Here is a 26,430-nt window from a genome sequence, read left to right on the forward strand (position 1 = left end):
AATGCTAAACTGCTTCTCCATCCTTATACATATTGGTAATAATGTTAATTTCCTTTATAAATTTATGTCTAACTTCTGGAGGATGAATGATTTCACAATTTCTTCCATAGGGTAATACTTCTCCAATCAACCAAAAAGGATTACTAACTTTTCTGACTATTACTAATTTATCGCTTTTTCGATCGTCTTCTGTGATAACTGTTATATCTTCTAATTTTGACTCATAAGCTTTAATCATATTACCGTAAAAATTTAAAGTAACTTCAATAAAATCGAAACCTTTTTTTCGCCAACGGCTATTAGATTTGAGAATATTTTTAACTTTGTCCAATCGAAAACACCGATTATGAGTTAATTCGGGAAACTCATGGGTTGGATTAACTTCTTCACACCATGCGTCTAAATAAAATCTTTTTTCGTGGAATCGGATTTCACCATAGCAAACATTAAAAATTTCTTGCTCTTTGTCTTTATTTTCATAAATTAATAGAAAGGGTTTTTGTTCGCTTAAATGAAAATCGATGGCTTTTCGCCACCCTTCAAACTCATTACTAATCTGATTAACGGTACTTAGACAAAAATTATGCCCAAATAAACCCTAAACTTGCTTTATATAAGCTAAATACTTCCACATTATCTTTTAACCATTGAAAGAAACGAAAAGATAAGCTAAGACGCATTGATTTGGTATATAATTTAAGTCAGAAAAGATAAAACTTAGGTGTGATTTATGCCTTCTAAAAATTTTTTGTCAGAGGAAGAAAGAAAGTATCTACAAGATGCTTTAAAAATAGAAAAGAGATCGGAAGTCAGGGAAAGAATTTTAATATTTTTATTAGAGAATGATGGTAAAAATTATCAAGAAATAGCAGTTTTTTTGGGTTGTTCCCCCAAAACGGTGGCTTACTGGGCAGTTCATGGTAATCCTAATAATGTAGATTCATTGCAAGATAAAAGAAGAAAAGGAAACCAAACAAAAGCAACGGATAAATATATTGAAAGATTATTAGAAGTAGTTGATAAAAATCCTGAAGATTTTGGATATGATTTTGGTCGATGGACGGGGCAAAGATTATCAGAACATTTGGAAAAAGAAACAGGAATTAAATTAAGCAAATCACAAGTAGTGAGGATATTAAAAAGAAAAAAGTATAGTTATATTTGGGGAAAATATAGTTTAGAAGACAAACAAAATCAAGAACAAAGAAAAGCATTTAAAGAAAAATTAGAACATTACATAGAAATAGGTAAAGAGAATCCTGAGTTAGTTCAAGTATGGTTTTGGGATGGGGCGTTTAAAGTGGCGAACTAAATTCGCCACACAGCCCCTCATGAATGTGGTTTTAGTTTAAGGGTGATAAGAAGAAAAACATGGACGAAAAAAGGAAAAAGAAAAAAGGTGAAGGGAGAAAGAAGAAGAGGAAGAGTAAATATCATGGGAGGAATAAGATATTCGGATAAAAAAAGAAGATGTTTTGTAATAAAAAAAGGTGATTCAGAAACGTTTTGTGAACAATTAAAAAAGTTATGGGAAGAAATAAAAAATGAATGGGTAAGTAAGGGAAATGATGAAAAAGATTTTAAAGAATGTGGTCCGAAAATAATCATAATATTAGACAACGCAAGTTTCCATAAAAAAAAGGAAATAGTAGAAAAAATAGAAAAAAATCTACCGAATATAAGACTAGAATATTTACCGGTATATAGTCCAGATTATAACTTAATAGAATTAGTGTGGCATTCGGCAAAGGAATATATAGCTTATAGAAACTTTGAAAATAAAGAACAGCTAGAAAAAACAGTAAATTACTTATTAAATGAAGGAAGTTTAGTAATTAATTGGAGTAAAAAATTTAAGAATAAGGGTGAATTAATCAATGTAAGTTAAATGCGTCTTAGCTTAATCATATAATTACTGATGTGGAAACAATAGCTTATTATGATTTACTGCATCTTTTAAAGTATTACGATTTATCTTGGTTTAAATCCGTTAAAGAGTTTCAAGAAACACTACCTAATTCTGAGAATATTCAGTTTGCTGATCTTTACTGTCAAGTTAAAAGAGCTAAAAATAGAGAAGACAACTTAATTGTTTCTTTTAGCTTAGAGTCTGAATTTAATCAGGATATATTTAAGAAACGTTATTGTGATAAGCAGACTGCAATTAGAGGATTAAAAATACAAGTTTCTAATCTTGATAGCTCATGTGTAGCTTTATCTCCAAAATTAACTGAAGCTATTAAAGAACAATATATAACTTGTTTGCTAGTGCCAGAACAAGGAGGAACTTTTGGTGAAATCAAAGGTAAAACTAGAGATATACAACTTTCTTGTCCTACAGTAAAAGTTATTTTTTCTAATTCTAAAATCGTTAATTATAAGGCTATTTTGGGAACTAATGCTTACTTAATTGGTGCGAAAATTCAAAAATATCTTTATGCCATTCAAAAAAAGACAGAATATTGGGTTTGTTAATTCAAGACTATTACAGAAAAAACCATGAAAATTATCGATCGAACTCAATCTTACACCTTTAGCAAATACTTTGACATGAAAATTGAAGTGAGAGATTTAGCTGAAGAATTTGGTTATAATTTTTCTCGAAATGAACTTAATTTACCACAATTTCAAGGAGAATTAAATCGAATTAATGATACAAAAGAAAGAATAAAAGAAGTTCTACCCTATGTTTCTCTCAATAGTGAAACTGCAAGGAGGGAAATATTAATTTCTCCTATTATTTTTGATTTGATTCACTATACAAAATCAGAAGTTAGAATTGAGTATTCAGTCAAAGTTAATGAACAATTACAAAGTTATTTTGATTATCTAATTGAGAAAGAAAAAGAACTATTAGTAATTGAAGCTAAAAAGGGAGATTTAGACTATGGTTTTACTCAACTTACTGCTCAATTAATAGCATTAGATCAATGGGAAAGAATGGGAGATCAAGAAATATTGATAGGTGCTATTACTACCGGCAATATTTGGCAATTTGGGCGTTTAAATCGTCAAGAAAAACAGATCCAACAAGGTTTAGATTTATACCGAGTTCCTGATGATTTAGATCCTTTAATGCGTATTTTAGTTCAAGCATTATCTTAATTAAATAACTACTAAAATTTAAAAATTATGCAAACTATATTGAAACAATCACTGACTTTATTAGAATTTTTAGCTTTACCTAATGACGATTATACCCATGAATTAATAGAAGGAGAAGCAGTACCTAAAATGTCCCCAAAACGTTTTCATTCTCGTGTTACTTTAGCCCTATCTTTTTTATTAGAAGAATGGAATCAAAAGCAAGAAAATAAAGGAGAAATTGGTATTGAATGGGCGATCGTACTAAAAAGAAAAGGTAAAGATTGGTGTCCTGTACCTGATTTATTATACATCTCAAATGAACGTTTAAAACAAGTACCTTTTGAAGATGTTGCCTGTAAAATTCCCCCTGAATTAGTCATAGAAATTATCTCCCCTGAACAATCTTTTAGTAATCTCAGTGAAAAGGCCGTTGACTATCTAAATGCTGGAGTCGATCGAGTTTGGATTATTGATTCAAAAGTAAAAAAAGTGACTATTTTTTATCCTGATTCCCCTCCTCAAACGAAGAGCAATAATGATAGTTTAACAGATAATTTTTTACATAATTTAACTTTAACTCCTCAACAAATTTTTACTAATTCTGGTTTACTTTAAATATCAATTATTCACTAATTATGCCTCATAGTTTAGTTATAAAATTTACGCCACTTTCTGATATTCCGGTGGGTTATACTTCAGGAAAACATTTACACGCATTATTTTTAAATCTAGTTAATTCAGTCGATCGAACTTTAGCACAATATTTTCATGATTCTCAAGCTAATAAAAGTTTTACAGTGTCCCCTTTACAAGTCAATAACTCAAAAAATGATCAAAAATTATTGCAGTGGAAACAAGAAAAAAATATAAAAAAAAGTTCTTCTTGTTGGTGGAGAATAACCTTATTAGATGATAGTTTATTTAGTAAATTAACGAAATTATGGCTCAATTTAAACCCAGAAAAACCTTATCATTTAGGTAGTGGAGAATTGCTTATTACCAATGTTTTTGCTAGTCCAAATAGTCACAACTGGGCAAATGCTTATAGCTATCAACAAATTTATGAAGAAGCCTCAGAAACTGAACGAACTATTAAGTTAACCTTAGCCACTCCTACAGCTTTTCGTCACGGAAAATATGATGTTTTTTTACCCACTGCGGATTTAGTTTTTTCTAGTTTATTAAGACGTTGGCAAAAATATAGTCTAATTCCTCTTAATGATCTCAATTTTGATTTTTTATTTCCCTCCTATTTTAATATTAATACTGAAATTATTATTCAAGAAAATACTAAATTTATCGGTTGTATTGGAGATATTAATTATAAAATTTTAGGAGAACTAGATCGAGCCACAATTAAAGGTATTAATGTGTTAGCTGACTATGGTTTTTATGCTGGATTAGGAAGAAAAACTACTATGGGTTTTGGCATACTTAAAAGACTTAGTTAATAACTTTAAAAATATTCTTTCGTCCTTGCACCTTTGCAAGAAATAACTACTAATAATAAAAGGTATTTTATCATGTTTTTCAACTCTACATAACAATCGAAGTGGCAATATTAGGACTATTTGGATTAATGTCTAATTTTCTACTACCGGTACTTAGACAAAAATTATGCCCAAATAAACCCTAAACTAGCTTTATATAAACTAAATACTTCCACATTGTCTTTTAACCATTGAAAAAAGCGAAAAGACACAGCATTACGAAACGCTTCCAATGCCTCAGCAAAAGTATTTAACGGTTTATTCCCCCATTGTCTTCTTAAACCTCCTGTCAAACGATGCCATTGAATAAAAGTGTAGGCACAAAATACCAAGATAAAATGTCTCATTAAACTTCTTTTATTTCTCACTTGGTATTGTGATAACCCTAACCATCCCTTGATTTCACGGTAAAATACTTCTATCCAATTTCTTTGTGTATAAGTTTCTACTATCCAATTTCCACACACTTTTTCTCCTATTTCATTAGTCATTAAATAATCAATATCTGTGGAATTTTCAAAAGTATCTGCATTCATGACGATAGCTACAGTTTTTATTCCCGACAAAGCTGATAATTCAATATTTATCGTTGCTACCCAAAGAGTTTTTTCTCGATTTTTTCCTATTCTTATTTTTTCAAAACTATCTTGGGGTAATGATTTTGCTATTTCAGCTATGGTTTTTTCAGACTCGATAAAATCTTGTTTTACCAATTTTACTAATCTATTTTTAGCAATAATTCCTATATATTTTAAATTCTTTTTTTCTAGTTTGCCTAATAAATTAGTATTGTTTCCATAACCACCATCCATTAAAATTATTTGGGGACAATAATTTCGATTTAAACATTTTTCAATTAAATTAAAGGCAATGTCTGGTTTTTTCTGAAATTGTGGAGCGTCTTTTCCTTCAGGGAAATTTTCGGCTTTTTCATATAATTCAACGTCTAAAGGAAAACTTCTCACACCATCATAAATGTGAGTAGTGACTATAACATTACCATTATCAGTTTTGCCAATTTCACCAATATATTGTCTTCCCACACAGTCAGTAAAGTTTCCACTTTTACGATGACCTGAATCGTCTATAATTAAGGAGAAACATCGACTAATTTTTGTTTGACGACAGGATGCAATAATTTCTAATCTTTTATCATTTACCTCATCATAATTCCAAGTGGACTCTGTTAAGAAATGGTGTAATTTATGATAAGTAATATCAAGATTATTATGGGCAATTTGAGTTATATTTTTTCTTTGAGAATCTCCTAATAAACCGCCCAAATAATTTCTAAACTCTCGTTTTTGTGCCTTTGTTTTTAAGACTGGGTCTATTTTTTCACACCAGCGATTGAAACATGGGGGCATTGATGAAGAAGTAATTTCTTTCATTTTGACCTAAAAGCAATATGATGTAAAAATTATAGCTTAATTGTTGTTATTGTTTTGTCTAAGTACCGCTACTAGGAATAATAATTAAATCCATATCTTCCATCGGAATTGCCCCCAATAAAACTTGATGTCCCATGACTAAAGCACCACTAAAACTAATTCTATTCTTAAATTTAATCTCGATCGATCCTACATAACTAATTAATTGACGATTACCATCAGCTAATGTTACATCTTTTCGATCGACTTCCTCCAATTTCAATTATATTTTATATGTTCAGGGATACATAAATGTACAGCCCCAGAATCAGCTAAAGCCTCAACTTTAATCGGTTGCAAATCACTTTTACTAAGATTTCTTAATTGAATTTCACTAAAAACTAAACCCATAAATTTAAGCCTATTTTTTATTTTCTAATACTTAGATTATCATCAAATATCAACTATTATGAACGATATATCAATTGCTGCATTAAATCATTATTCTTATTGTCCTCATCGTTATTGGCGGATGTTTTGTGCTAACGAATTTGAAGATAATCAATATACGATCGAAGGTACAAATCTTCATGAAAGAGTCCATACTATGAGTAATTTAAACTTAGGAGAAACATGGCAAATTAGGGCAATTTGGCTTAAGTCTGAACAATATAATCTAATCGGTAAAGCAGATTTAATTGAAGCAGAAAATGGGCAGTTTTATCCCGTAGAATATAAGCGAGGGAAGAAAGGCGAATGGGTAAATGATGAATTACAAGTTGTTGCTCAAGCCTTATGTCTCGAAGAAATGACTAAAACTACGATCGACACTGGTTATATTTATTATGCTCAAACTCATCAACGGCAAGAGGTAAAGATTGATGACAATTTAAGAAAAGATGCGATCGTAATTATTAAAGCAATTCAAGAAATAAATCACACAGGGAAGATACCAAAAGCAGTTTATAGCAAAAAGTGTAAAGGTTGTAGCCTTTATTCTGCTTGTCTGCCGATAGCCAACGACAAAGTCAACCGCTACCGAGAGGAAAATTAAAAGAAATTTCCTTTTTTAAAAGAGATTTATAGGTATAAAAACTAATTATTAATTATTTACTATTAACTACAAAAATGGGAACAATTTATATTACTCAAGATGATGCCTTTATTGGTAAAACTGATGAAAGATTACAAGTTAAAGCTGATAAAAAACAATTATTAGACGTACCTTTTATCAAGATAGATGGTCTAGTAATTTTAGGACGAGCAAATTTTTCTCCTGCAATTGTCTCTGAATTATTAACTCGCAAAATACCTCTCAGTTTTTTAACAAGTACTGGGAAATATTTAGGCAGATTAGAACCAGAATTAACTAAAAATATTTTCATCAGAAAAGCTCAATGGGCAGTAACAGAAAATTCTCCAAAAGCTATTCATGTTGTTAACGGATTTATTCGAGGTAAACTAAAAAATTATCGCAACTTAATGATGTTAAGAAATCGTCAAGAGTATCATCAAAAACTAGAAAGCTCGATCGAGCAAATTCAACAAATAATTAAATCTTTAGATACTAAAAATAATGTTAATTCTTTGAGAGGTTTAGAAGGCGGGTAATTCGTTCACTGGCTTTGGAGAATACTATGGTCTAAACTATAATAAATACCTACTAGAAATCAGAACCAGATATTGAAGTAGAAGAAGATTATCCCATATTATGTCTAAACTATAATAAATACCTACTAGAAATCAGAAGAAATATTAGATGTTTTAGAGAGAATGAAAGGGGAAGTCTAAACTATAATAAATACCTACTAGGGATTGAAACGATATTTTATATTTTCATTGTAGGTATTTACAGGGTCTAAACTATAATAAATACCTACTAGGGATTGAAACACCTGATAATACGGCGATCGTAAATCCTAAGAGTGTCTAAACTATAATAAATACCTACTAGGGATTGAAACAGAAGAGGTAAGTAGGTAGACAAAATTAATTATATATTTTAAATAACCTATATTTACTCAGAGAAGTTGATTTGATTCTTTTTGTCACTTTTTATATAGCTGTATATTTTTACAAAAATGGGATGCTCCCAAATTTTTTTTGGTAAGACTTAACGAGGTCATTGATTTCGCATTTCAAGGTAAAATTTAAAATGTTTTTCATAATAGGAATTTTAGACAAGAGTGAAAGTTTTAGTTGTCGGTAATGGTGGTAGAGAACACGCTTTAGCATGGAAATTGTTACAATCAGACACCGTTGAAAAGGTTTTTTGTACTCCAGGTAATGGTGGGACTGCTGTATTAAATAACTGTGAAAATGTAGCGATCGCCGTTGATGATTTTGAAAGTATATTAAAGTTAATACAAGAAAACTCGATCGACTTAGTAGTAGTCGGCCCCGAATTGCCATTGTCATTAGGCATCACAGATTATTTACAACTTTATAATGTCAGTGTTTTTGGGCCTAATAGAGAAGGTGCTACTATTGAAGCCAGTAAATCATGGGCAAAAGATTTAATGATTGAAGGAGGTATTCCAACGGCTAAATCTGCCACTTTTACTGACAAAGAAGAAGCCAAAAATTATATTTATCAAGAAGGCGTACCTATTGTCGTGAAAGCCGATGGATTAGCGGCTGGGAAGGGGGTAGTAGTGGCAATGAGTGAACATGAAGCTCTTCGTGCCATCGATGAACTTTTTGCCCAAAATTTCAGTAAAGTAGTCGTAGAGGAGTTTTTAACAGGACAAGAAGTCTCTGTTTTAGCCTTAACTGATGGTATCACTATTCGTCCTTTAATACCTGCTCAAGATCATAAACAAATCGGAGAGGGAGACACTGGTGCTAATACTGGCGGTATGGGAGTTTATGCACCCACTCCCATCGTCAACTCAATTTTAAACGATCGTATTACTAAAGAAGTGTTAGATCCTATCTTAAAGGCATTACAAAAACGAGGTATCGATTATCGAGGAGTTTTATACGCAGGATTAATGATTACTCCAGAAGGTATTCCTAAAACATTGGAGTTTAACTGTCGTTTTGGAGATCCTGAAACTCAAGCCGTATTACCGATGTTAAAAACTTCTTTAGCAGATGTATTATTAGCCTGTGCGCAACAAAAACTATCGGATTTACCTCCCTTAGAATGGCATGAAGGAAGTGCCGTCTGTGTGGTTATAGCGGCCGGAGGTTATCCGGGTAGTTATGAAAAAGGAAAAGTAATCACAGGTATTCTTGACGCTGAAAATCAAGGTGCAACAGTCTTTCACGCCGGTACAAAGTTAATGCAAAATGAGATTATTACCGATGGTGGTAGAGTTTTAGGTGTTACTTGTATCGCTAAAGACTTCCAAAGTGCGATCGCAGATACTTATTCTGCCGTAGAAAAAATCAGTTTTGAAGATATGTACTACCGCAGAGATATAGGACATCGTATTCTGTAAGGTAAAATCGACTATAGGGGTTGCTGAAAAAGTATTTTGATGAGGTTAGGAGTTAGGAGAAATACTTATAAATCAGGAACTTAATTTTTTGTATTAAAATTAAACACAAAAATATTTACTTGACGGAGATCTTGCATCAGAACAAAAATATTTAATTAACAAAGTTTGGAGAATGAATTTTAATACAGTTTCAATCAATTATTCTTACTATTGCCTAATATCTATTTAGTAGTTATTTTCATGGTAAAAGGATTTTTATTCCCTTGGGCATCTCCCACATAAATTAAATATTTTCCTGCCGCCCATACTCCCCCCATTTTAGGATATTTACCAGCACTAGATTCACCAAGAATACAAAAGCGATCGCTCTCTCCTGGCCCTAAAACTAAAAGGCTTGGTTTTCCTTGATTTGTTTCAACTACTATGTTTAATGAATATACCTGTTCGTTTAAATTAATAACATGATTAGGTTGACTTCCAATATAGCCACAATCTCCACTATTATTATTTCCTCCAGTAGTACCTGTAATTTGTTGATTCTTAGGAATTTGAGCAAAAGAATTTAAAGGTATGATGTTTAAAATAATTGTGGTTGTGATTATGCTCCAAAATAAAAGAGATTTGTAAGGAAAGATAAAATTAAAAATCATGATTAATAAACTTTGGATTTAGTTATTAATTACAATAGACGAGAAGTAGTCACAAAATGTTCAGATTATTATTAATTTTATGATATTATCTAATTCCTTTACTAGACCTCAAAATCTTGACAAAATAGTAGAAAAATTCAAACGTCGGGACAATCCTAAGCAAAAATATGAGCAGTTGTTATGGTATGCCAAGAAATTAGCACCTATGGCAGAGGAAGCAAAAACCCCAGAAAATAAGGTATCGGGATGTGTTTCTCAGGTTTATATTACCTCAAAATTAGAAGAAGATAAAATATTTTACCAGGGTGACTCTGATGCACAATTAGTTAAAGGATTAGTTGCTTTTCTCATTGAAGGTTTAAATGGATTAACTCCGGCAGAAATTATTAAGTTAACTCCTGATTTTATTGAAGAGACGGGTTTACAAGTTAGTTTAACTCCATCTCGTGCCAATGGTTTTATTAATATTTTTAAGAAGATGCAACAACAAGCCTTAGCACAATTAACACAAAATAATGAACTAAATACTTGATTCGTAAACTTAAATCCAGATTTTGCATCAATCAATACATAAACTAATAAAAAAAGGTAATAAATCAATTTTAATAAAGTTTTAATCAATTATTAATTTGATATTCTCTATTATAAAATTTAAACATCACCTTTAATAACCATTTATGAATTAGAGACAAAGATGTATTTGAGTTTAATTCCCTTTTTTTTGTTTCGATCGAGACAAATTTTGTTACTATTAATCAGGGAATTTTTATAGTAAATCTTAGAATAATGGTGCTAATTGTCCAAAAGTATGGTGGTAGTTCAGTAGGTTCAACCGATCGCATTAAATCTGTAGCTCGGAGAATCGATCGTACTGTCAAAGAAGGAAATCAAGTCGTAGTAGTAGTTTCGGCCATGGGTAAAACTACCGATAGCTTGGTTAAATTAGCCCAAGAAATTTCGAATAATCCCTCTCGCCGAGAAATGGATATGTTACTTTCCACAGGAGAACAAGTGTCTATTTCTTTGTTAAGTATGGCACTACAAGAAATTGGACACCCTGCCATTTCCCTCACAGGTGCACAAGTAGGTATCGTAACAGAAGCAAATCATAGTAAGGCGAGAATTTTAGAGATTAAACCCGATCGTATTAATCGAGAATTAAAACAGGGTAAAGTCGTTGTGGTAGCAGGTTTTCAGGGGATCACCAACTTGGCAGATTTTGAAATTACTACTCTTGGTAGAGGTGGCTCTGATACTTCAGCCGTTGCTTTAGCCGTAGCCCTTCAAGCAGATTGTTGTGAAATATATACCGATGTTCCGGGTATTTTAACCACAGATCCCCGTATTGTACCTTCTGCTAAGTTAATGACAGAAATTACTAGCGATGAAATGCTAGAGTTAGCTAGTTTAGGTGCAAAGGTTTTACATCCCCGGGCTGTGGAAATTGCCCGTAATTTTGGTATGCCCTTAGTGGTAAAATCCAGTTGGACTGATGATCCTGGTACGAAGGTTATTTCTCCTCCAAATCAAGGTAAATCTCTTGTCGGGCTAGAAATTACAAAGGCTGTAGATGCGGTTGAATTTGATGCAGATCAAGCCAAAATAGCCCTTCTCAGAGTCGCTGATCGACCGGGTATTGCGGCAAAACTTTTTGGAGAAATTGCCCGTCAAAACGTCGATGTTGACCTCATTATTCAATCTATTCACGAAGGAAACAGTAATGATATTGCTTTTACGGTGGTAAAGGGAGTATTACCTCATGCGGAATCAGTGGCCATGGCCATCGCCCCTATTCTTGACGAAAACGGCAATACAGATATTTTAGTCGAGAAAAAAATCGCAAAAATTGCCATTGCGGGTGCGGGTATGATTGGAAGACCGGGTATTGCCGCCAAAATGTTTCAATCTCTGGCACAAGCAGGAGTCAATATTCAAATGATTTCCACTTCTGAGGTAAAAGTTAGTTGTATTGTCGATCAAGATGATTGCGATCGAGCGATCGCCTCTTTATGTAATGCTTTTGACATTGGTAGTTCCAATATTTCCCATAATCAAGAAGAAGATCATAGTAACTTCGTACCAGTAAGGGGGGTTGCTCTCGATCAAAATCAGGCACAATTAGCCATTTTGTTTGTTCCGGATATTCCGGGTATGGCGGCAAAAGTATTTACCGTATTGGCAGAAGAAAATATTAGCGTAGATATGATTATTCAGTCTCAACGGTGTCGTTTAGTCAACGGGATTCCTATGCGTGATATTGCTTTTACCGTAGCACAACAAGATGCAGAACACGCTCAAACTGCCCTTTATAAACTACAATCCGACATTAAATTTAAAGAGATTGTGGTCGATCGAAACATTGCTAAAGTAAGTATAGTCGGATCAGGAATGATTGGATCTCCGGGAGTAGCCGCTAAGTTTTTTGAGGCTTTAGCCAAAGAGAGTATCAATATTTATATGATCACTACCTCTGAGATTAAAATTAGTTGTGTGGTAGCACAAGAACAAGGTATTCAAGCCTTAAAAGCAGTTCATACAGCCTTTAGTTTAAGTGGTGACACAACTTTAGAAGTACCCTCCAAAGAAGGATAAATGTTTACTGATAAAGTAATAAGCTAGGATGCATCTAAGTAGAATGGTAAAGATGTAGGTAACAAGCAAGAAGCAATAGTTATGATGATTAATCATAAACTGCGTCAATTTAATTAATTATATTTTTTATTTTGCAAGAAGTCTAAATTACAATAATACTAATCTAGATCTAATGGGAAAAAACCAATTTTAGGAGTTTTAAAATAAATTATTGTAACTTTTCCCTCTTCCCTTTTCCCCCTCGTCATCGAGAATTTATGATAGAGGTATAAGATCTAAATTAAAAATAGACAACAAAAATACCCCCTGATAATTCAGAGAGTATCTTTGATTTATTTGATTAAAGATGATAAGATGTCAATGATAAATCAATCGAGAAGAAGGAAAGTATATAGAAGTGACTCAGAATTTAGCATAAGAATATGGAATTTTATGCAAGAAATAACTGCATCAATACTTCGCTAATACTTCTTGCACTCGATCGAAATTAACCGTTGATCATAGGTGCAGAAAAAGGTTCAGCAAAAGCCAAATCGAGGGGAAAATTATGAACATTGCGCTCGTGCATAACTTCGATACCGATATTAGCTTGGTTGATCACATCTGCCCAACTATTGATCACACGGCCATCACTATTTAAGATAGAGTGATTGAAATTAAAACCATTAAGGTTAAAAGCAAAACAACATACGGCTAAAGCGGCAAACCAGATACCAATAACAGGCCAAGCACCCAAGAAAAAGTGTAAAGCACGACTGTTATTAAAAGAAGCATATTGAAAAATTAAACGTCCGAAATAACCGTGAGCCGCTACAATATTATAGGTTTCTTCTTCTTGACCGAATTTGTAACCCAAAGATTGAGATTCAGTTTCCGTTGTTTCTCTGATTAAAGAAGAGGTAACTAAAGAACCGTGCATAGCGGAAAATAACGCTCCACCAAACACTCCAGCAACTCCAATCATGTGGAATGGGTGCATTAATACATTGTGTTCTGCTTGAAGAACAAACATAAAATTAAATGTACCACTGATACCTAAAGGTAATCCATCCGAAAAAGAACCTTGTCCGATCGAGTAAACCAATAATACAGCAGTAGCCGCCGCTACAGGGGCGCTGTAAGCAACACAAATCCAAGGGCGCATTCCTAAACGATAAGACAATTCCCACTGTCTGCCCATATAGCAGTAAATACCGATGAGGAAATGGAAAATAATCAACTGGTAAGGACCACCATTATATAACCATTCGTCTAAGGTTACTGCTTCCCAAATAGGATAAAAGTGCAATCCGATGGCATTAGAACTAGGAACAACTGCGGCAGTAATAATATTATTACCGTATAAAAGTGCTCCCGAAATAGGTTCACGAATCCCATCAATATCCACAGGAGGAGCTGCAATGAAAGCGATAACGAAACAAGTGGTTGCAGTTAATAACGCAGGGATCATTAATACACCAAACCAACCTACATATAAGCGGTTGTTAGTAGAAGTAACCCACTGACAAAACTGCTCCCATGAGGAAAGCCGTTGTTGTCGTAAGATTGTTGTCATGGTTTTATTATTTCTTATTATTTTTTCGAGGTACGAATCGGGAGATTTATCTAACTACCCATATTCTTATATTACCATATAGTAATTAAACTATCAAGTAATAATTAGATTTTTTTAAGGACTTACAAATTTTTACCAAAAATCAAAGGTTTAATATCGGTACTTTGAAAAATTTTCAATCAAAAACTGCTTGAAATCCTCTCAGACTAAGACATTTATATCAACCCTATAAAAATAACTGAAATCCTCGTTATAAAAGGAAAAACTATTTCACCCAACCCTAATTAAATAAAATAGGGATTTTAAATTCTCGTATGTATGGAAAATTAAAGATTTTCATTGGCAATTCTTAATTTTGTATTCTACCACCCACCTCATCCTCATCAGGGAAACGAATAATATCATCATCCCCTAAATATTCCCCATTTTGAACTTCTATCATGACAAGGGGTACAACTCCCGGATTCTCTACTCGGTGACGGGTATTCATGGGTACATAAGTAGATTGTTTCGGCATTAATAACCTTTCTTCTCCATTGAAAATTACTTTTGCTGTTCCTGCTACTACTATCCAGTGTTCACTTCGATGATAGTGCATTTGAGTACTAATATGATGACCCGGTTTGAGCGTAATTTTGTGGATACGATAATTTTTTCCGTCTTCTAAAAGTGTGACAGTACCCCAAGGAGGAGTTCTAGTATATTCACTTTCAAACAATTCTTGAGAGTTAGAATTAAGATTATTGCCCATAATGATCTTTTTTCACAAATAATAACTTAATTATTGATCATAAACTTTTTCAAAACCAATAACATAAAATTGATTGAGTAGCCCGATCGTAGTGAAATTATAAAGATATAAATTAGTCTCATAAATACTGAGTAATAAATAATTACGTTTTTGAGTGGTTTTGCCAATTAATGTCGGTATTTGATTTTTGCCTGTATCTATCATCAAGTTACAAACCTGACTTTTTATGGCTTCTTCCAAGTTTCCTGATGTTGCCTGACAAACATTTTCTTTAGCATAGATAACTAATTGTTCGGCGGCAAATAGTTCATATTTTTTTTGAGAAGGATTAGTAAATAGTAATAAACAACCAAAAACAAGAAATAAACCGCCTCCTATCAGTAAGGTAATAGATAAGGGACTTTTGTGTTCATGAGGTAATGGATTCATAAAATTTTTTGAGATAATCACTGGATCATTTTATAAATAATATGCTATAATCAAATATCGTAACGGCGAGCGTAGCCAAGGGGTTAAGGCAGTGGATTGTGGTTCCGCCATTCGTGGGTTCAAGTCCCATCGTTCGCCCTATTTAACTTAACTGTCGCAAAAATTTTGCTACTTCGGGATATTTATTATATTCAGCTAAACTAGCGGCAGTATATCCCTCATGATTTTTGTGATTTACTTTGATCCCTTCTACTTTAACTAATAATGTTACCGCTTCAAAATTGCCTCGATGAGAAGCCCACATTAATGCTGTACCTCCTCCTCTATCTTCAAGGTTAACATCTGCTCCTGCTTCTAAGAGGTGAGAAATTAATTCTAAGTTATTATGATCGCAAACTTTCATTAATACGGTTTTACCGTCTGCTAATACTGTATTAGGATTGGCACCAGCGTTTAGTAAATGAATAGCGATTTTTTGCCAGCCATTAACAACAGCTAAACCAAGGGGTGTATCTTGTTCATTATGAAAATTGACTTTCGCACCATACTTTAATAATTCCACCACTATTTCTGTATAACCTTGTACACAAGCAATCAGTAAAGGTGAATCTCCCTCTTCATTTATCGTATTAGGATTTGCTCCTTTTTCTAGCAAAATTTGGACTATTTCCAAATGTCCTTCTAATACCGCTAAATGTAAGGCACTATCTCCAGCTTTGTCTTGATTATTAACATTTGCCCCTGCTTTTAGTAATGTTTCCATAATAGCTATATTTCCATGGGCAGAAGCCATCATTAACGGTGTTACCCCATCGTTATTACTTTGATTGACATTAATGGATTTCTCTAATAAAAAATTGACCATCTCAATATTATCCTGATCGATCGCCACACTCAACGCACCATCATCGAAAAATACATCAGCACCAGAATTGATTAATAGATTAACCACTTCAAAATGATTAGACTTAATCGCCAAATGAAGAGAATTATCGCCATCTAAATCTTGATGATTAACGTGAGCATTATTTTTTAACAACATCTCTACAATGGGAGTATATCCTCGATAACTGGCAATCATAAGGGCAGAGGTTTCGTCATCATTAGTTATATTAACATCCGCACCATGATTGATTAATAATTCACACAGGGATTGATGATTTCCGGCACAAGCAAACATTAAAGGTGTCATTTGATGGGGGGGATTTTGAAAGTTAACATCTGCGTCGGCGCCAATTAACAATTGAGCAATTTTCATATACCCTCTTTGTATAGCATAAATTAAGCCTTGATTCTTGTCTTCATAACTCAATTCTAAGGATGATGTTAATAATTTTTGTACCTGTGGAATATCGTTATGGATAATGGCTGAACGTAAACTGAATGGATGATTCATTATTTTATAATTTGTAATAGACATTCCCAAAAATTAAAAATAAAATCAATTTAAGGCAATAAATTATCAATTATAATCACCATTGCCCTTGCTCATTATCTATTCTGCAACTAAAGTCAACTTAACTATTGATCAAAATGAACTTAAAAATAGAGAAAAATTTTGAGTACGATCGTATGATAACGTTGTAAAACTTTGCCAATTTTATCGCAAAATATGGTATAATGTGCCATAGCACCCTTAAAATCTGGGATTGTTGACAAGGAAAAAAGTTAATATTTTCCTAACTACAAGTTGTTGATGTAAAAAGTTTAGCTAGAAATACACTAGCAGAAAATAGTCGGACAGTTTAGTTTTTATAACTAATAACTCGATCGGGGTGTATAGTTCACTTCTTACGGTATGAATCGTAAGAAACTGATTGAAGGGTGTTTGTCCATATAATCAGTGGCTATAGATTAATTAAATCTTAACTCATTAAAGTCCAATTAAAAATTAATTAAATTGATATGGTTAAATTACGTTTGAAACGCTTAGGAAAAAAAAGAGAAGTGAGTTATCGTATTGTGGCGATGAGTAGTCGTAGTCGTCGGGATGGAGAGGCATTAGAAGAATTAGGTTTTTATAATCCCAGAAATGATGAAACTAGATTAAATGTACCTGCTATTATTACCCGATTAAAACAGGGCGCACAACCCACTGAAACTGTACGCAGTATTTTGGTAAAAGCAAAAGTATTTGAACAAGTAAATGCTTAATAGTGAATTAAATTCTTCTGTAAATACCACTTTTCCACCAGATTATGATGGTTTAGTCCGTTTTTTGATTGAGCCTTTACTGGAATCTCCTGAATTATTGAGTTTTGACTGTGAGCAAATATCTAGTACTAAAAGAATCTGGATTCGTCTTGCTTTTGAAGAAAATGAAAAAGGAAAGGTTTACGGTAGAGGTGGACGTAATATTCAAGCGGTGAGAACAGTTTTACAATCTGCCGCTCAATTGGCTGGTGATACTCTTTACTTAGAAATTTATGAAGATCAAGATCGTACAAGAGTAAGACGTTCAAGACCTCCTGTGCGTCAGTCTTCAGCTCCTAGACCTTCTGGAGATCATTATTCTCGTCGTCCTATTAGAAGATCTGCTATGGGCTAATTTCTGGTATTTGCTTGTAGCTATATATTACAACATTGAATAGGATTTGACGATCGAAAAACAACGCTACGATATTTCGGATTAAACTGATATTGTGGCGTTTTTTTGTGCGATCGGGCGTTCCTCAATTTAATTATAGTTATTTAAAATAACACTGAGACAGTTAGTGATAGAATTAAAATCAACAAATATTCAGATTTTACTAATACTATAATGTATCATAATTTAGAATTGAGAGAAAAGGTTATTGACTATGTAGAGAATAAAGGTAGTGTAACTAAAGCAAGTAGAATTTTCGGGGTATCAAGAGCTTCAATATATCGCTGGTTAACCAGAGAAAATTTAAAACCAACTATCGTGAAATATCGACATCGCAAATTAAATTGGTCAGCATTATACCGTGATGTGATAGAAAATCCCGATGATAAATTAATTGAGAGAGCAAACAAGTTTGGAGTAACAGTTCCCGCTATATCTTATGCTTTTAAAAGAATGAAGATTACTAGAAAAAAAAACAGTTACGCTATAGAGAGAGAAATAGTACAGAGAGAATAAAATACTTAATAACAATAAGAGAATTAGTAAAAAAACATGGCATCAAAAGTCTTGTATTTATTGACGAATCTGGGTTTGAAGAAAAAAGTAGTTGTATTTATGGATGGTCAAAAAAAGGGAAAAAAATTTATGGAAATAAGCAAGGAAAACGAGGAAAAAGAGAAAGTTTAGTAGCAGGAAGAAGAAAAAAAGAAAGAGACTTTATTGCACCAATGATTTTCAGGGGAAGTTTAAATGCAGAAAGTTTTGAAGTGTGGCTTGTAAAATATTTATTACCATCCCTGAAAGAATTTTCAATACTGATCATGGATAATGCACCAATTCATAGAAAAAATAAAATAAAAGAGTTAGTAGAAAATGCAGGGCATCAAGTGATATTTTTGCCAACTTATTCTCCTGACTTTAATGATATTGAACATGATTTTAGTGCATTAAAAAGGGCAAGAATGTATAGTAAAGAAGATATTAGTTTAGATGAAATAATCCGCAGTTATTGTGACAGTTAAGTGTCTCATTCTTATTTTTAATGACTATATCCTTAAACGTTACTCATTTTTCTACTAATTTATCTGAGTTCTCGGGAGCATCCCATTTTTGCATATAAACTATAGTAGGAATCACAAGAATAAAGGTTTTTTCTTGCTCTTGCTAACCAAAAAGACAAATTTCATCAATCAGCAACAAAGCTATTTCAAAGTTTAGTTAATCAAAATGAATTTATTACTACTTGGTTTAGGTATTAAAGAATTAGGGTTAAAACCCTTACTAAGCTAAGACGCATTGATTTGGTATATAATTTAAGTCAGAAAAGATAAAACTTAGGTGTGATTTATGCCTTCTAAAAATTTTTTGTCAGAGGAAGAAAGAAAGTATCTACAAGATGCTTTAAAAATAGAAAAGAGATCGGAAGTCAGGGAAAGAATTTTAATATTTTTATTAGAGAATGATGGTAAAAATTATTAAGAAATAGCAGTTTTTTTGGGTTGTTCCGCCAAAACGGTGGCTTACTGGGCAGTTCATGGTAATCCTAATAATGTAGATTCATTGCAAGATAAAAGAAGAAAAGGAAACCAAACAAAAGCAACGGATAAATATATTGAAAGATTATTAGAAGTAGTTGATAAAAATCCTGAAGATTTTGGATATGATTTTGGTCGATGGACGGGGCAAAGATTATCAGAACATTTGGAAAAAGAAACAGGAATTAAATTAAGCAAATCACAAGTAGTGAGGATATTAAAAAGAAAAAAGTATAGTTATATTTGGGGAAAATATAGTTTAGAAGACAAACAAAATCAAGAACAAAGAAAAGCATTTAAAGAAAAATTAGAACATTACATAGAAATAGGTAAAGAGAATCCTGAGTTAGTTCAAGTATGGTTTTGGGATGAGTGTGGTTTTAGTTTAAGGGTGATAAGAAGAAAAACATGGACGAAAAAAGGAAAAAGAAAAAAGGTGAAGGGAGAAAGAAGAAGAGGAAGAGTAAATATCATGGGAGGAATAAGATATTCGGATAAAAAAAGAAGATGTTTTGTAATAAAAAAAGGTGATTCAGAAACGTTTTGTGAACAATTAAAAAAGTTATGGGAAGAAATAAAAAATGAATGGGTAAGTAAGGGAAATGATGAAAAAGATTTTAAAGAATGTGGTCCGAAAATAATCATAATATTAGACAACGCAAGTTTCCATAAAAAAAAGGAAATAGTAGAAAAAATAGAAAAAAATCTACCGAATATAAGACTAGAATATTTACCGGTATATAGTCCAGATTATAACTTAATAGAATTAGTGTGGCATTCGGCAAAGGAATATATAGCTTATAGAAACTTTGAAAATAAAGAACAGCTAGAAAAAACAGTAAATTACTTATTAAATGAAGGAGGTTTAGTAATTAATTGGAGTAAAAAATTTAAGAATAAGGATGAATTAATCAATGTAAGTTAAATGCGTCTTAGCTTATTAAACCGTGATAGTCTTGCCAAATTTCAATAATATTTTTTTTGAATCCTAAGCTAAAACGCACCTAGTTGGCAATCCTGAATCCCTGATAGTAAGAGATTTAGAGCTAAAAAAAGGAAGATTAAATGCGTCTTAGCTTAGAAAACTAACATTTTCTAATTGTAAAAGTTCTGCCATATTGACTAAACCATCATAATTATTTCCGCTACCAAAAAAGGATACTTTGAGATTTCTTTCTCGCCATTTATCTTGTGCTAAAACATTTAATAAAATATCTTGTCCTTTATCTAATATCCATAAACGAGCAACACAAGCTAATTTAAAATATCCATCATCTTGGGGATAACATAAAGGTTCGGGGATTATGCCTTGATAGGGATTTTTCACCACTTCAGATAGTGGTAGTTTAATAAGCTAAGACGCATTTAACTTACATTAATTAATTCATCCTTATTCTTAAATTTTTTACTCCAATTAATTACTAAACCTCCTTCATTTAATAAGTAATTTACTGTTTTTTCTAGCTGTTCTTTATTTTCAAAGTTTCTATAAGCTATATATTCCTTTGCCGAATGCCACACTAATTCTATTAAGTTATAATCTGGACTATATACCGGTAAATATTCTAGTCTTATATTCGGTAGATTTTTTTCTATTTTTTCTACTATTTCCTTTTTTTTATGGAAACTTGCGTTGTCTAATATTATGATTATTTTCGGACCACATTCTTTAAAATCTTTTTCATCATTTCCCTTACTTACCCATTCATTTTTTATTTCTTCCCATAACTTTTTTAATTGTTCACAAAACGTTTCTGAATCACCTTTTTTTATTACAAAACATCTTCTTTTTTTATCCGAATATCTTATTCCTCCCATGATATTTACTCTTCCTCTTCTTCTTTCTCCCTTCACCTTTTTTCTTTTTCCTTTTTTCGTCCATGTTTTTCTTCTTATCACCCTTAAACTAAAACCACATTCATGAGGGGCTGTGTGGCGAATTTAGTTCGCCACTTTAAACGCCCCATCCCAAAACCATACTTGAACTAACTCAGGATTCTCTTTACCTATTTCTATGTAATGTTCTAATTTTTCTTTAAATGCTTTTCTTTGTTCTTGATTTTGTTTGTCTTCTAAACTATATTTTCCCCAAATATAACTATACTTTTTTCTTTTTAATATCCTCACTACTTGTGATTTGCTTAATTTAATTCCTGTTTCTTTTTCCAAATGTTCTGATAATCTTTGCCCCGTCCATCGACCAAAATCATATCCAAAATCTTCAGGATTTTTATCAACTACTTCTAATAATCTTTCAATATATTTATCCGTTGCTTTTGTTTGGTTTCCTTTTCTTCTTTTATCTTGCAATGAATCTACATTATTAGGATTACCATGAACTGCCCAGTAAGCCACCGTTTTGGGGGAACAACCCAAAAAAACTGCTATTTCTTAATAATTTTTACCATCATTCTCTAATAAAAATATTAAAATTCTTTCCCTGACTTCCGATCTCTTTTCTATTTTTAAAGCATCTTGTAGATACTTTCTTTCTTCCTCTGACAAAAAATTTTTAGAAGGCATAAATCACACCTAAGTTTTATCTTTTCTGACTTAAATTATATACCAAATCAATGCGTCTTAGCTTACCTAATTGAGATTGTGTTAATTTTAAATTATGCTTTGATACAAAAAAACTATAACTAGCATTCTGATAACCTTTTATTAGTAAGGAAAGAATTTCATCAGAAGGCCAAATATGATCTGAGGCTTTTTGAGAAAGAATAGCATAGTTTAAACCGAGTAATTTACATAAACAGATGTAAATAAAACCATCAAAGTTTTCTCCTTGACAAATCAAGACTAAATTTGGTTTTATTGAGACTAGAGAACGTTGAAGAAAAAATAGTGATAGATAATCTTGTATTCGTAAAGATTTATATATTTTACATGTATATAAATTACTTTTATTAATTACTTCAACTATTGATTTATGAGCAAAAAAATTCGGCAAAGATATATAAGACTGTAATTTTTTTATCAGTTTTGGAATTCGTTTTAAACCTAATTTGTAAATATCTGAAATGTCAATTCCCAATTCCTCTAATTGTTGAATTTTTCTGTGTTTATGATCAATATAGGTTTTAAAAACCTTAACTTGATGATTTTTTTGATGTAGATAAATAGCAGTTTGAGACCAAAGTTCTTCACTGCCTCCCCAAGATTCAGGACAAGAACTAATAAAGACAAAATTGCGAAAAGGAAAGTCTAAGCACGAACTTGAACTAATTATTTTTTGAGAAGATTTTTTTAAAAGGAACACAGGAAATGAATATTTATTATATGAACAAATCACAAATTGCAGATAGATTAATTGACTGATTAAAAATAGTCAAATATTTTTTGTTTTATTTATCTAAATTATCACATTTCATTACCTTTAAAAAGTATATAAAAATTTATCAGTTTATCTGGAGATATAATTATGGACTATTGGGTTAGGTTTTTAATCTTTTCTTCCTCCGATACCTTGTTCTAAGATTTTGACAAAATCATCTATAATCTGCTCGATCGTTTTTACATTAATTTCAGGGCCTTCTTTTATTAAGGGATTCATTTTTAGTTGCAAATGTAAGGGTATAAATTGTCTCATTTCAGTAGCAATAGTGATAATCATAAAAGCGGCAATGTCGGGATTCAGATATTTGGGTAGTTGATTAAGTTCGATCGCTTCTTGAATACGTTGTTTAATAAATGTGGTTGAAACGGTTTTAGTACGACGAAAAACTTCTTCTCTAAAAGGTATATCACCATGATGAGGCCCTCGAAACAAAATTTGGGCTAATTCTGGATTCGTTAGTTGGAAATGGATACTTACTTGAAATAATGCCCGTAAATAAACAAAAAATCCATCTTTAATCTTTGGTAAATTGGCATTTTCAATGAAGGATTTTTGCTGTGCAATTCCTAAATCAACTAAATATAAATATAAATCTTGTTTCCCTTCAAAATACTGATAAAAACTGCCTTTAGCAATTTTCGCTTCACTCACAATGTGGGAAATGGATGCAGATTCATAACTATGATTAGCAAACTCAGCGATCGCTTTTTCAATAATAATCTTTTGTTTTGTCTGAGGTAAATTAAAAAAAGTTTGTGAAGGCATATTAATGGAAAATCAAAAATTCACAACAGTGATCAAAATTTTGTATTTATTGAGTAAAACCTTAAGTATATGGAAAAATTGGCATTGCTTAAGAATTGAGAGACGAAAATTTTTAACTGTAAGTCCAACTGTTTATTGCATATATACAAAACCCTAGCAAAAAAAATCAAAAAATGGGTATGAAACTGTACAATCTTTACGATATGATTAGGCACATTAGAAAAATTTACTTTATTTAGTTTAAATAACAGAGGAAATAAACTGTGGTTAGAGTAGCTATTAATGGTTTTGGGCGTATTGGTCGTAACTTTTTACGTTGTTGGTTCGGTCGTGAAAATAGTGGTTTAGAAGTCGTTGGTATTAACGACACCTCTGATCCTAAAACTAATGCTCACTTACTCCGATATGATTCTATGTTAGGGATTTTTGATGCTGATATTAAAGCTGATGAAAATTCTATTACCGTTAACGGTAAAACTATTAAATGTGTATCCGATCGTAATCCTCTTAATTTACCTTGGGCTGATTGGGGTGTGGATTTAATTATCGAGTCAACCGGGGTATTTGTTACCGATGAGGGTGCATCTAAACACATCCAAGCTGGTGCTAAAAAAGTTTTAATCACTGCCCCCGGTAAAGGTGCTGGAGTTGGTACTTACGTTGTCGGTGTTAACGATAAAGAATATTCTCATGACAAATACAATGTAGTCAGTAATGCTAGTTGTACTACCAATTGTTTAGCTCCGATCGCAAAAGTACTTCATGAGAATTTTGGCATTATCAAAGGTACTATGACCACTACTCACAGTTATACTGGAGATCAAAGATTATTAGATGCTAGTCACCGTGATTTACGTCGTGCACGGGCGGCGGCTATCAATATTGTACCAACTAGCACTGGTGCGGCTCAAGCTGTTGCTTTAGTATTACCGGAGTTAAAAGGTAAATTAAATGGTATCGCTTTGCGTGTACCCACTCCTAACGTTTCCATCGTGGATTTAGTTGTACAAGTTGAAAAAAGTACGATCGCAGAACAAGTTAACCAAGTACTTAAAGAGGCTTCTGAAGGCGAATTAAAAGGTATTTTAGGCTATAACGAATTACCCTTAGTTTCTTCTGATTATCGTGGTACTAACGTATCTTCGATCGTAGATGCTAACTTAACAATGGTAATGGCTGGAGACATGGTTAAAGTTGTCGCTTGGTATGACAACGAATGGGGTTATTCTCAAAGAGTTGTTGACTTAGCAGAAATCGTTGCTTCTAACTGGAAATAATAACTCGAGGGTGGGCAATGCCCACCTATAAAGAGGAGAGAGGAGAAAGGAGTTAGGAGAAAAGTTAGAGAAATACTTATAATTTAGGATTGCTATATAATCTTTAATTTTTCTTAAGAGTAAAAATTTTTCTGAAAGTAAACCAACGTTGACGCAATTTCCAAAATTTACTGCTTTCTATCTCTTCAATTAAACCTAATATTTTATCTAATTGTTCTTGTAAATTATGTATTTTGTAGGTTTTTTCGTCTAATTGTTGTTGTAAATCATGGATTTGTTTACTTTTATCTTCAAAGTGCCATTCTAAAGCATATAAACGATCGTTTTTTTCATTTAATTGTTTAGTTTTATCTTCAAAATGCCATTCTAAGGCATATAAACGGTTATTTTTTTCATCTAATTGTTGTTGTAAATCATTGATTTGTTTACTTTTATCTTCAAAATGCCATTCTAAAGCATATAAACGATTATTCTTTTCTGACTCTATTTTTTGTTTTTCATTTTCATAATTTCGATACCAATTATAGTAACAATCTTCACTATTTTTAGTGTCAAAAGGATTTGGATAATTTTGTTGTAAATCAATTCTCTCCCGATATAGTAATCTTTCTTCTTTTTTTATTAATTCTCCATTATCAAAATAATCATAAAAACAGGATATTTTACTAAACTCTTTTTCTCCCATTGTTGCGCACTCATCTTCATACCATTTCAATAAGGATTCGATCGAGGGATTGATGAGATCATATTTTTGAGGCATAATACCCTGAGAACCAGAAAAATGATAAAAACATAAAGGTTGATTCTCTACAAATATTTTGTTGCTAATATCCCCTGTAACATGACGATTAGTAAGATTCCAATTAGCAACGTTATAACCCGGATGCTTTAGGATAGTTATATCAGAGAAAAAAGACGGTACAAGGTCAATCCATCGTTGATCAGTATATAATCCCCTAGATGGATCATCATAACAAAAATTAAGGCAACGAGATGACCACCAATGCAAAAATTTGATTCCTTCTTCTGAATTTTTTACGCCTAAAAATCCTAAATTAAAAGTACCATATTTTAAAAAACAAATTTCATTATCAATAACAGCATCTTTCAAATTTTCTGGGTTTAATTGATGAGGAGTTAATAAAATATCATTCTGATTAAAATTATCTAAAAGTTCATCTAAAGGATAAAAAATAGCAATATCTGGATCAAAAAATATCACATTATCACAATTATAACGTTTAATTATTTCTAAAAATCCTAAACCCTTAACGGCAGTACACATTTCTACTAAAGAATGTTTGAAAATCCATTGTTTTAAGTTGGGAATTGGTAATTCTTCAAGGGTAATAATCGAATCAAAAGGTTCATTTTCTAAATTAATACTATGATGAATAATATCTGATAAAACTAAGTGAAATTTGATATTCGGGTGAAATTTTTTGAGGGTTTTACCTAATACTCTTGCTTTAGGAAGATAATTATTCGTGCAACTGGTAAAAATATGGGTTGTTTCGATCGAGTTTTTTTTCATATATATTAATGGTAAATAAGTT

General features: G+C 32.1%; 25 protein-coding genes, 1 tRNA gene, 4 pseudogenes and 1 CRISPR repeat array. Of the genes and pseudogenes, 16 read left to right on the forward strand and 14 right to left on the reverse strand.

What is annotated here, in order from left to right; all coding sequences use genetic code 11:
• Positions 1-4: 4 nt before the first annotated feature.
• The gene (locus GM3709_RS19790) at positions 5-556 is read right to left on the reverse strand and encodes a WYL domain-containing protein (RefSeq protein WP_082712998.1); all 552 of its coding nucleotides are present in this window, start codon (positions 554-556) and stop codon (positions 5-7) included.
• Positions 557-730: 174 nt separating this feature from the next.
• On the opposite strand from GM3709_RS19790, the pseudogene GM3709_RS19205 reads away from it, so the two are divergent.
• The 5 genes and pseudogenes from GM3709_RS19205 to cas6 all read left to right on the forward strand — a co-directional run bounded on the left by GM3709_RS19205 (position 731) and on the right by cas6 (position 4,538).
• Positions 731-1,888, forward strand: a pseudogene (locus tag GM3709_RS19205) (IS630 family transposase).
• Between the two features lie 32 nt (positions 1,889-1,920).
• Positions 1,921-2,475, forward strand: coding sequence for a hypothetical protein (locus GM3709_RS12530; RefSeq protein ID WP_066119813.1), 555 nt, complete (start codon positions 1,921-1,923; stop codon positions 2,473-2,475).
• A gap of 24 nt (positions 2,476-2,499) precedes the next feature.
• On the forward strand, positions 2,500-3,105 hold the full coding sequence (locus GM3709_RS12535; protein ID WP_173645717.1) for a hypothetical protein: 606 nt from the start codon (positions 2,500-2,502) through the stop codon (positions 3,103-3,105).
• A gap of 27 nt (positions 3,106-3,132) precedes the next feature.
• Positions 3,133-3,702 (forward strand): Uma2 family endonuclease, encoded by a 570-nt coding sequence (locus GM3709_RS12540; protein WP_066119815.1) that lies wholly within the window; start codon positions 3,133-3,135, stop codon positions 3,700-3,702.
• Positions 3,703-3,722: 20 nt separating this feature from the next.
• Entirely contained in the window at positions 3,723-4,538 is an 816-nt protein-coding gene (gene cas6 / locus GM3709_RS12545; RefSeq protein WP_066119817.1) for a CRISPR-associated endoribonuclease Cas6, read from the forward strand.
• A gap of 164 nt (positions 4,539-4,702) precedes the next feature.
• On the opposite strand, the gene GM3709_RS12550 is transcribed toward cas6, so the two are convergent.
• The 3 genes from GM3709_RS12550 to GM3709_RS21690 are packed head-to-tail and all read right to left on the reverse strand — an operon-like array spanning position 4,703 to position 6,358.
• Positions 4,703-5,968 carry an IS701 family transposase gene (locus tag GM3709_RS12550; RefSeq protein WP_066115324.1) on the reverse strand — a complete coding sequence of 422 codons (1,266 nt, stop codon included), beginning with the start codon at positions 5,966-5,968 and terminating at the stop codon, positions 4,703-4,705.
• 58 nt (positions 5,969-6,026) lie between these two features.
• Positions 6,027-6,230, reverse strand: coding sequence for a hypothetical protein (locus GM3709_RS21465; RefSeq protein ID WP_231937560.1), 204 nt, complete (start codon positions 6,228-6,230; stop codon positions 6,027-6,029).
• A complete protein-coding gene (locus tag GM3709_RS21690; RefSeq protein ID WP_255359661.1) occupies positions 6,227-6,358 on the reverse strand; it encodes a hypothetical protein in 132 nt (43 codons plus the stop codon). The genes GM3709_RS21465 and GM3709_RS21690 overlap by 4 nt, the downstream gene beginning before the upstream one ends.
• A 58-nt stretch (positions 6,359-6,416) precedes the next feature.
• Here GM3709_RS21690 and cas4 point away from each other — a divergent pair, with 58 nt between their 5' ends.
• The 3 genes from cas4 (at position 6,417) to purD (ending at position 9,393) form a co-directional block, all read left to right on the forward strand.
• On the forward strand, positions 6,417-7,001 hold the full coding sequence (gene cas4, locus GM3709_RS12560) for a CRISPR-associated protein Cas4 (protein WP_066119819.1): 585 nt from the start codon (positions 6,417-6,419) through the stop codon (positions 6,999-7,001).
• Positions 7,002-7,075: 74 nt separating this feature from the next.
• On the forward strand, positions 7,076-7,558 hold the full coding sequence (cas1, locus tag GM3709_RS12565; protein WP_082712999.1) for a CRISPR-associated endonuclease Cas1: 483 nt from the start codon (positions 7,076-7,078) through the stop codon (positions 7,556-7,558).
• 29 nt (positions 7,559-7,587) lie between these two features.
• A CRISPR array of direct repeats spans positions 7,588-7,901; the repeat unit is 27 nt; unit sequence GTCTAAACTATAATAAATACCTACTAG.
• Positions 7,902-8,133: 232 nt separating this feature from the next.
• Complete coding sequence (gene purD, locus GM3709_RS12570; RefSeq protein WP_066119821.1) at positions 8,134-9,393, forward strand: phosphoribosylamine--glycine ligase; 1,260 nt, start codon at positions 8,134-8,136, stop codon at positions 9,391-9,393.
• A 221-nt stretch (positions 9,394-9,614) separates the two neighbouring features.
• On the opposite strand, the gene GM3709_RS12575 is transcribed toward purD, so the two are convergent.
• Positions 9,615-10,043 (reverse strand): hypothetical protein, encoded by a 429-nt coding sequence (locus GM3709_RS12575; protein ID WP_231937561.1) that lies wholly within the window; start codon positions 10,041-10,043, stop codon positions 9,615-9,617.
• An 82-nt stretch (positions 10,044-10,125) separates the two neighbouring features.
• On the opposite strand from GM3709_RS12575, the gene GM3709_RS12580 reads away from it, so the two are divergent.
• Entirely contained in the window at positions 10,126-10,575 is a 450-nt protein-coding gene (locus GM3709_RS12580) for a SufE family protein (protein ID WP_066121917.1), read from the forward strand.
• 254 nt (positions 10,576-10,829) lie between these two features.
• The gene (locus GM3709_RS12585; RefSeq protein WP_066119823.1) at positions 10,830-12,635 is read left to right on the forward strand and encodes an aspartate kinase; all 1,806 of its coding nucleotides are present in this window, start codon (positions 10,830-10,832) and stop codon (positions 12,633-12,635) included.
• A 487-nt stretch (positions 12,636-13,122) separates the two neighbouring features.
• Here GM3709_RS12585 and psbA read toward each other — a convergent pair whose 3' ends face one another.
• From psbA to GM3709_RS12600, 3 genes are all read right to left on the reverse strand, one after another.
• Positions 13,123-14,190, reverse strand: coding sequence for a photosystem II q(b) protein (psbA, locus tag GM3709_RS12590; RefSeq protein WP_066119825.1), 1,068 nt, complete (start codon positions 14,188-14,190; stop codon positions 13,123-13,125).
• A 349-nt stretch (positions 14,191-14,539) separates the two neighbouring features.
• Positions 14,540-14,941: a phosphomannose isomerase type II C-terminal cupin domain gene (locus GM3709_RS12595; RefSeq protein WP_066119827.1), complete on the reverse strand. Its 402-nt coding sequence runs from the start codon at positions 14,939-14,941 to the stop codon at positions 14,540-14,542.
• A 30-nt stretch (positions 14,942-14,971) separates the two neighbouring features.
• Positions 14,972-15,370, reverse strand: a complete 399-nt coding sequence (locus GM3709_RS12600; RefSeq protein WP_066119829.1) for a DUF4359 domain-containing protein — start codon at positions 15,368-15,370, stop codon at positions 14,972-14,974.
• Between the two features lie 65 nt (positions 15,371-15,435).
• Here GM3709_RS12600 and GM3709_RS12605 point away from each other — a divergent pair.
• Positions 15,436-15,508: transfer RNA gene (locus GM3709_RS12605), tRNA-His, on the forward strand.
• Between the two features lie 4 nt (positions 15,509-15,512).
• On the opposite strand, the gene GM3709_RS12610 is transcribed toward GM3709_RS12605, so the two are convergent.
• Positions 15,513-16,766, reverse strand: a complete 1,254-nt coding sequence (locus GM3709_RS12610) for an ankyrin repeat domain-containing protein (RefSeq protein ID WP_066119831.1) — start codon at positions 16,764-16,766, stop codon at positions 15,513-15,515.
• A 509-nt stretch (positions 16,767-17,275) separates the two neighbouring features.
• Between GM3709_RS12610 and rpsP the strand changes: the two genes are divergently transcribed.
• The 4 genes and pseudogenes from rpsP to GM3709_RS12635 all read left to right on the forward strand — a co-directional run bounded on the left by rpsP (position 17,276) and on the right by GM3709_RS12635 (position 20,417).
• The gene (gene rpsP, locus GM3709_RS12615) at positions 17,276-17,524 is read left to right on the forward strand and encodes a 30S ribosomal protein S16 (protein ID WP_066119833.1); all 249 of its coding nucleotides are present in this window, start codon (positions 17,276-17,278) and stop codon (positions 17,522-17,524) included.
• Positions 17,517-17,918 (forward strand): KH domain-containing protein, encoded by a 402-nt coding sequence (locus GM3709_RS12620; RefSeq protein WP_066119835.1) that lies wholly within the window; start codon positions 17,517-17,519, stop codon positions 17,916-17,918. Before rpsP ends, GM3709_RS12620 begins: the two co-directional genes overlap by 8 nt.
• Before the next feature lie 213 nt (positions 17,919-18,131).
• Positions 18,132-18,979 (forward strand): annotated as a pseudogene (locus GM3709_RS19795) (IS630 family transposase).
• A gap of 325 nt (positions 18,980-19,304) precedes the next feature.
• A pseudogene (locus tag GM3709_RS12635) lies at positions 19,305-20,417 on the forward strand (IS630 family transposase).
• A 147-nt stretch (positions 20,418-20,564) separates the two neighbouring features.
• Here GM3709_RS12635 and GM3709_RS12640 read toward each other — a convergent pair.
• From GM3709_RS12640 to GM3709_RS12660, 4 genes and pseudogenes are all read right to left on the reverse strand, one after another.
• Positions 20,565-20,822: a glycosyltransferase family 4 protein gene (locus GM3709_RS12640; RefSeq protein WP_144439443.1), complete on the reverse strand. Its 258-nt coding sequence runs from the start codon at positions 20,820-20,822 to the stop codon at positions 20,565-20,567.
• Between the two features lie 35 nt (positions 20,823-20,857).
• Positions 20,858-22,015: pseudogene (locus tag GM3709_RS19210) on the reverse strand (IS630 family transposase).
• A gap of 16 nt (positions 22,016-22,031) precedes the next feature.
• Positions 22,032-22,754, reverse strand: a complete 723-nt coding sequence (locus GM3709_RS12655) for a hypothetical protein (protein ID WP_066119841.1) — start codon at positions 22,752-22,754, stop codon at positions 22,032-22,034.
• 183 nt (positions 22,755-22,937) lie between these two features.
• Positions 22,938-23,597 (reverse strand): TetR/AcrR family transcriptional regulator, encoded by a 660-nt coding sequence (locus GM3709_RS12660; RefSeq protein ID WP_066119843.1) that lies wholly within the window; start codon positions 23,595-23,597, stop codon positions 22,938-22,940.
• Between the two features lie 263 nt (positions 23,598-23,860).
• Here GM3709_RS12660 and GM3709_RS12665 point away from each other — a divergent pair, with 263 nt between their 5' ends.
• Positions 23,861-24,874 carry a type I glyceraldehyde-3-phosphate dehydrogenase gene (locus GM3709_RS12665; RefSeq protein ID WP_066119845.1) on the forward strand — a complete coding sequence of 338 codons (1,014 nt, stop codon included), beginning with the start codon at positions 23,861-23,863 and terminating at the stop codon, positions 24,872-24,874.
• Positions 24,875-24,977: 103 nt separating this feature from the next.
• Here the strand turns inward: GM3709_RS12665 and GM3709_RS12670 are convergent, their stop codons facing one another.
• Positions 24,978-26,408, reverse strand: a complete 1,431-nt coding sequence (locus GM3709_RS12670) for a hypothetical protein (RefSeq protein WP_066119847.1) — start codon at positions 26,406-26,408, stop codon at positions 24,978-24,980.
• Between the last annotated feature and the right edge of the window lie 22 nt (positions 26,409-26,430).

Origin of the sequence: Geminocystis sp. NIES-3709 (assembly GCF_001548115.1) — a bacterium.
GTDB lineage: Bacteria > Cyanobacteriota > Cyanobacteriia > Cyanobacteriales > Cyanobacteriaceae > Geminocystis.

Excerpts from the sequence above, each read along its gene's own strand:
- GM3709_RS12535 (WP_173645717.1), top strand. The coding sequence starts at position 2,500 with ATGAAAATTATCGATCGAACTCAATCTTACACCTTTAGCAAATACTTT.
- GM3709_RS12540 (WP_066119815.1), top strand. The coding sequence starts at position 3,133 with ATGCAAACTATATTGAAACAATCACTGACTTTATTAGAATTTTTAGCT.
- cas6 (WP_066119817.1), top strand. The coding sequence starts at position 3,723 with ATGCCTCATAGTTTAGTTATAAAATTTACGCCACTTTCTGATATTCCG.
- GM3709_RS12550 (WP_066115324.1), bottom strand. The coding sequence starts at position 5,968 with ATGAAAGAAATTACTTCTTCATCAATGCCCCCATGTTTCAATCGCTGG.
- GM3709_RS21690 (WP_255359661.1), bottom strand. The coding sequence starts at position 6,358 with ATGGGTTTAGTTTTTAGTGAAATTCAATTAAGAAATCTTAGTAAAAGT.
- cas4 (WP_066119819.1), top strand. The coding sequence starts at position 6,417 with ATGAACGATATATCAATTGCTGCATTAAATCATTATTCTTATTGTCCT.
- cas1 (WP_082712999.1), top strand. The coding sequence starts at position 7,076 with ATGGGAACAATTTATATTACTCAAGATGATGCCTTTATTGGTAAAACT.
- GM3709_RS12575 (WP_231937561.1), bottom strand. The coding sequence starts at position 10,043 with ATGATTTTTAATTTTATCTTTCCTTACAAATCTCTTTTATTTTGGAGC.
- GM3709_RS12585 (WP_066119823.1), top strand. The coding sequence starts at position 10,830 with ATGGTGCTAATTGTCCAAAAGTATGGTGGTAGTTCAGTAGGTTCAACC.
- psbA (WP_066119825.1), bottom strand. The coding sequence starts at position 14,190 with ATGACAACAATCTTACGACAACAACGGCTTTCCTCATGGGAGCAGTTT.
- GM3709_RS12595 (WP_066119827.1), bottom strand. The coding sequence starts at position 14,941 with ATGGGCAATAATCTTAATTCTAACTCTCAAGAATTGTTTGAAAGTGAA.
- GM3709_RS12600 (WP_066119829.1), bottom strand. The coding sequence starts at position 15,370 with ATGAATCCATTACCTCATGAACACAAAAGTCCCTTATCTATTACCTTA.
- GM3709_RS12610 (WP_066119831.1), bottom strand. The coding sequence starts at position 16,766 with ATGAATCATCCATTCAGTTTACGTTCAGCCATTATCCATAACGATATT.
- rpsP (WP_066119833.1), top strand. The coding sequence starts at position 17,276 with ATGGTTAAATTACGTTTGAAACGCTTAGGAAAAAAAAGAGAAGTGAGT.
- GM3709_RS12620 (WP_066119835.1), top strand. The coding sequence starts at position 17,517 with ATGCTTAATAGTGAATTAAATTCTTCTGTAAATACCACTTTTCCACCA.
- GM3709_RS12660 (WP_066119843.1), bottom strand. The coding sequence starts at position 23,597 with ATGCCTTCACAAACTTTTTTTAATTTACCTCAGACAAAACAAAAGATT.
- GM3709_RS12670 (WP_066119847.1), bottom strand. The coding sequence starts at position 26,408 with ATGAAAAAAAACTCGATCGAAACAACCCATATTTTTACCAGTTGCACG.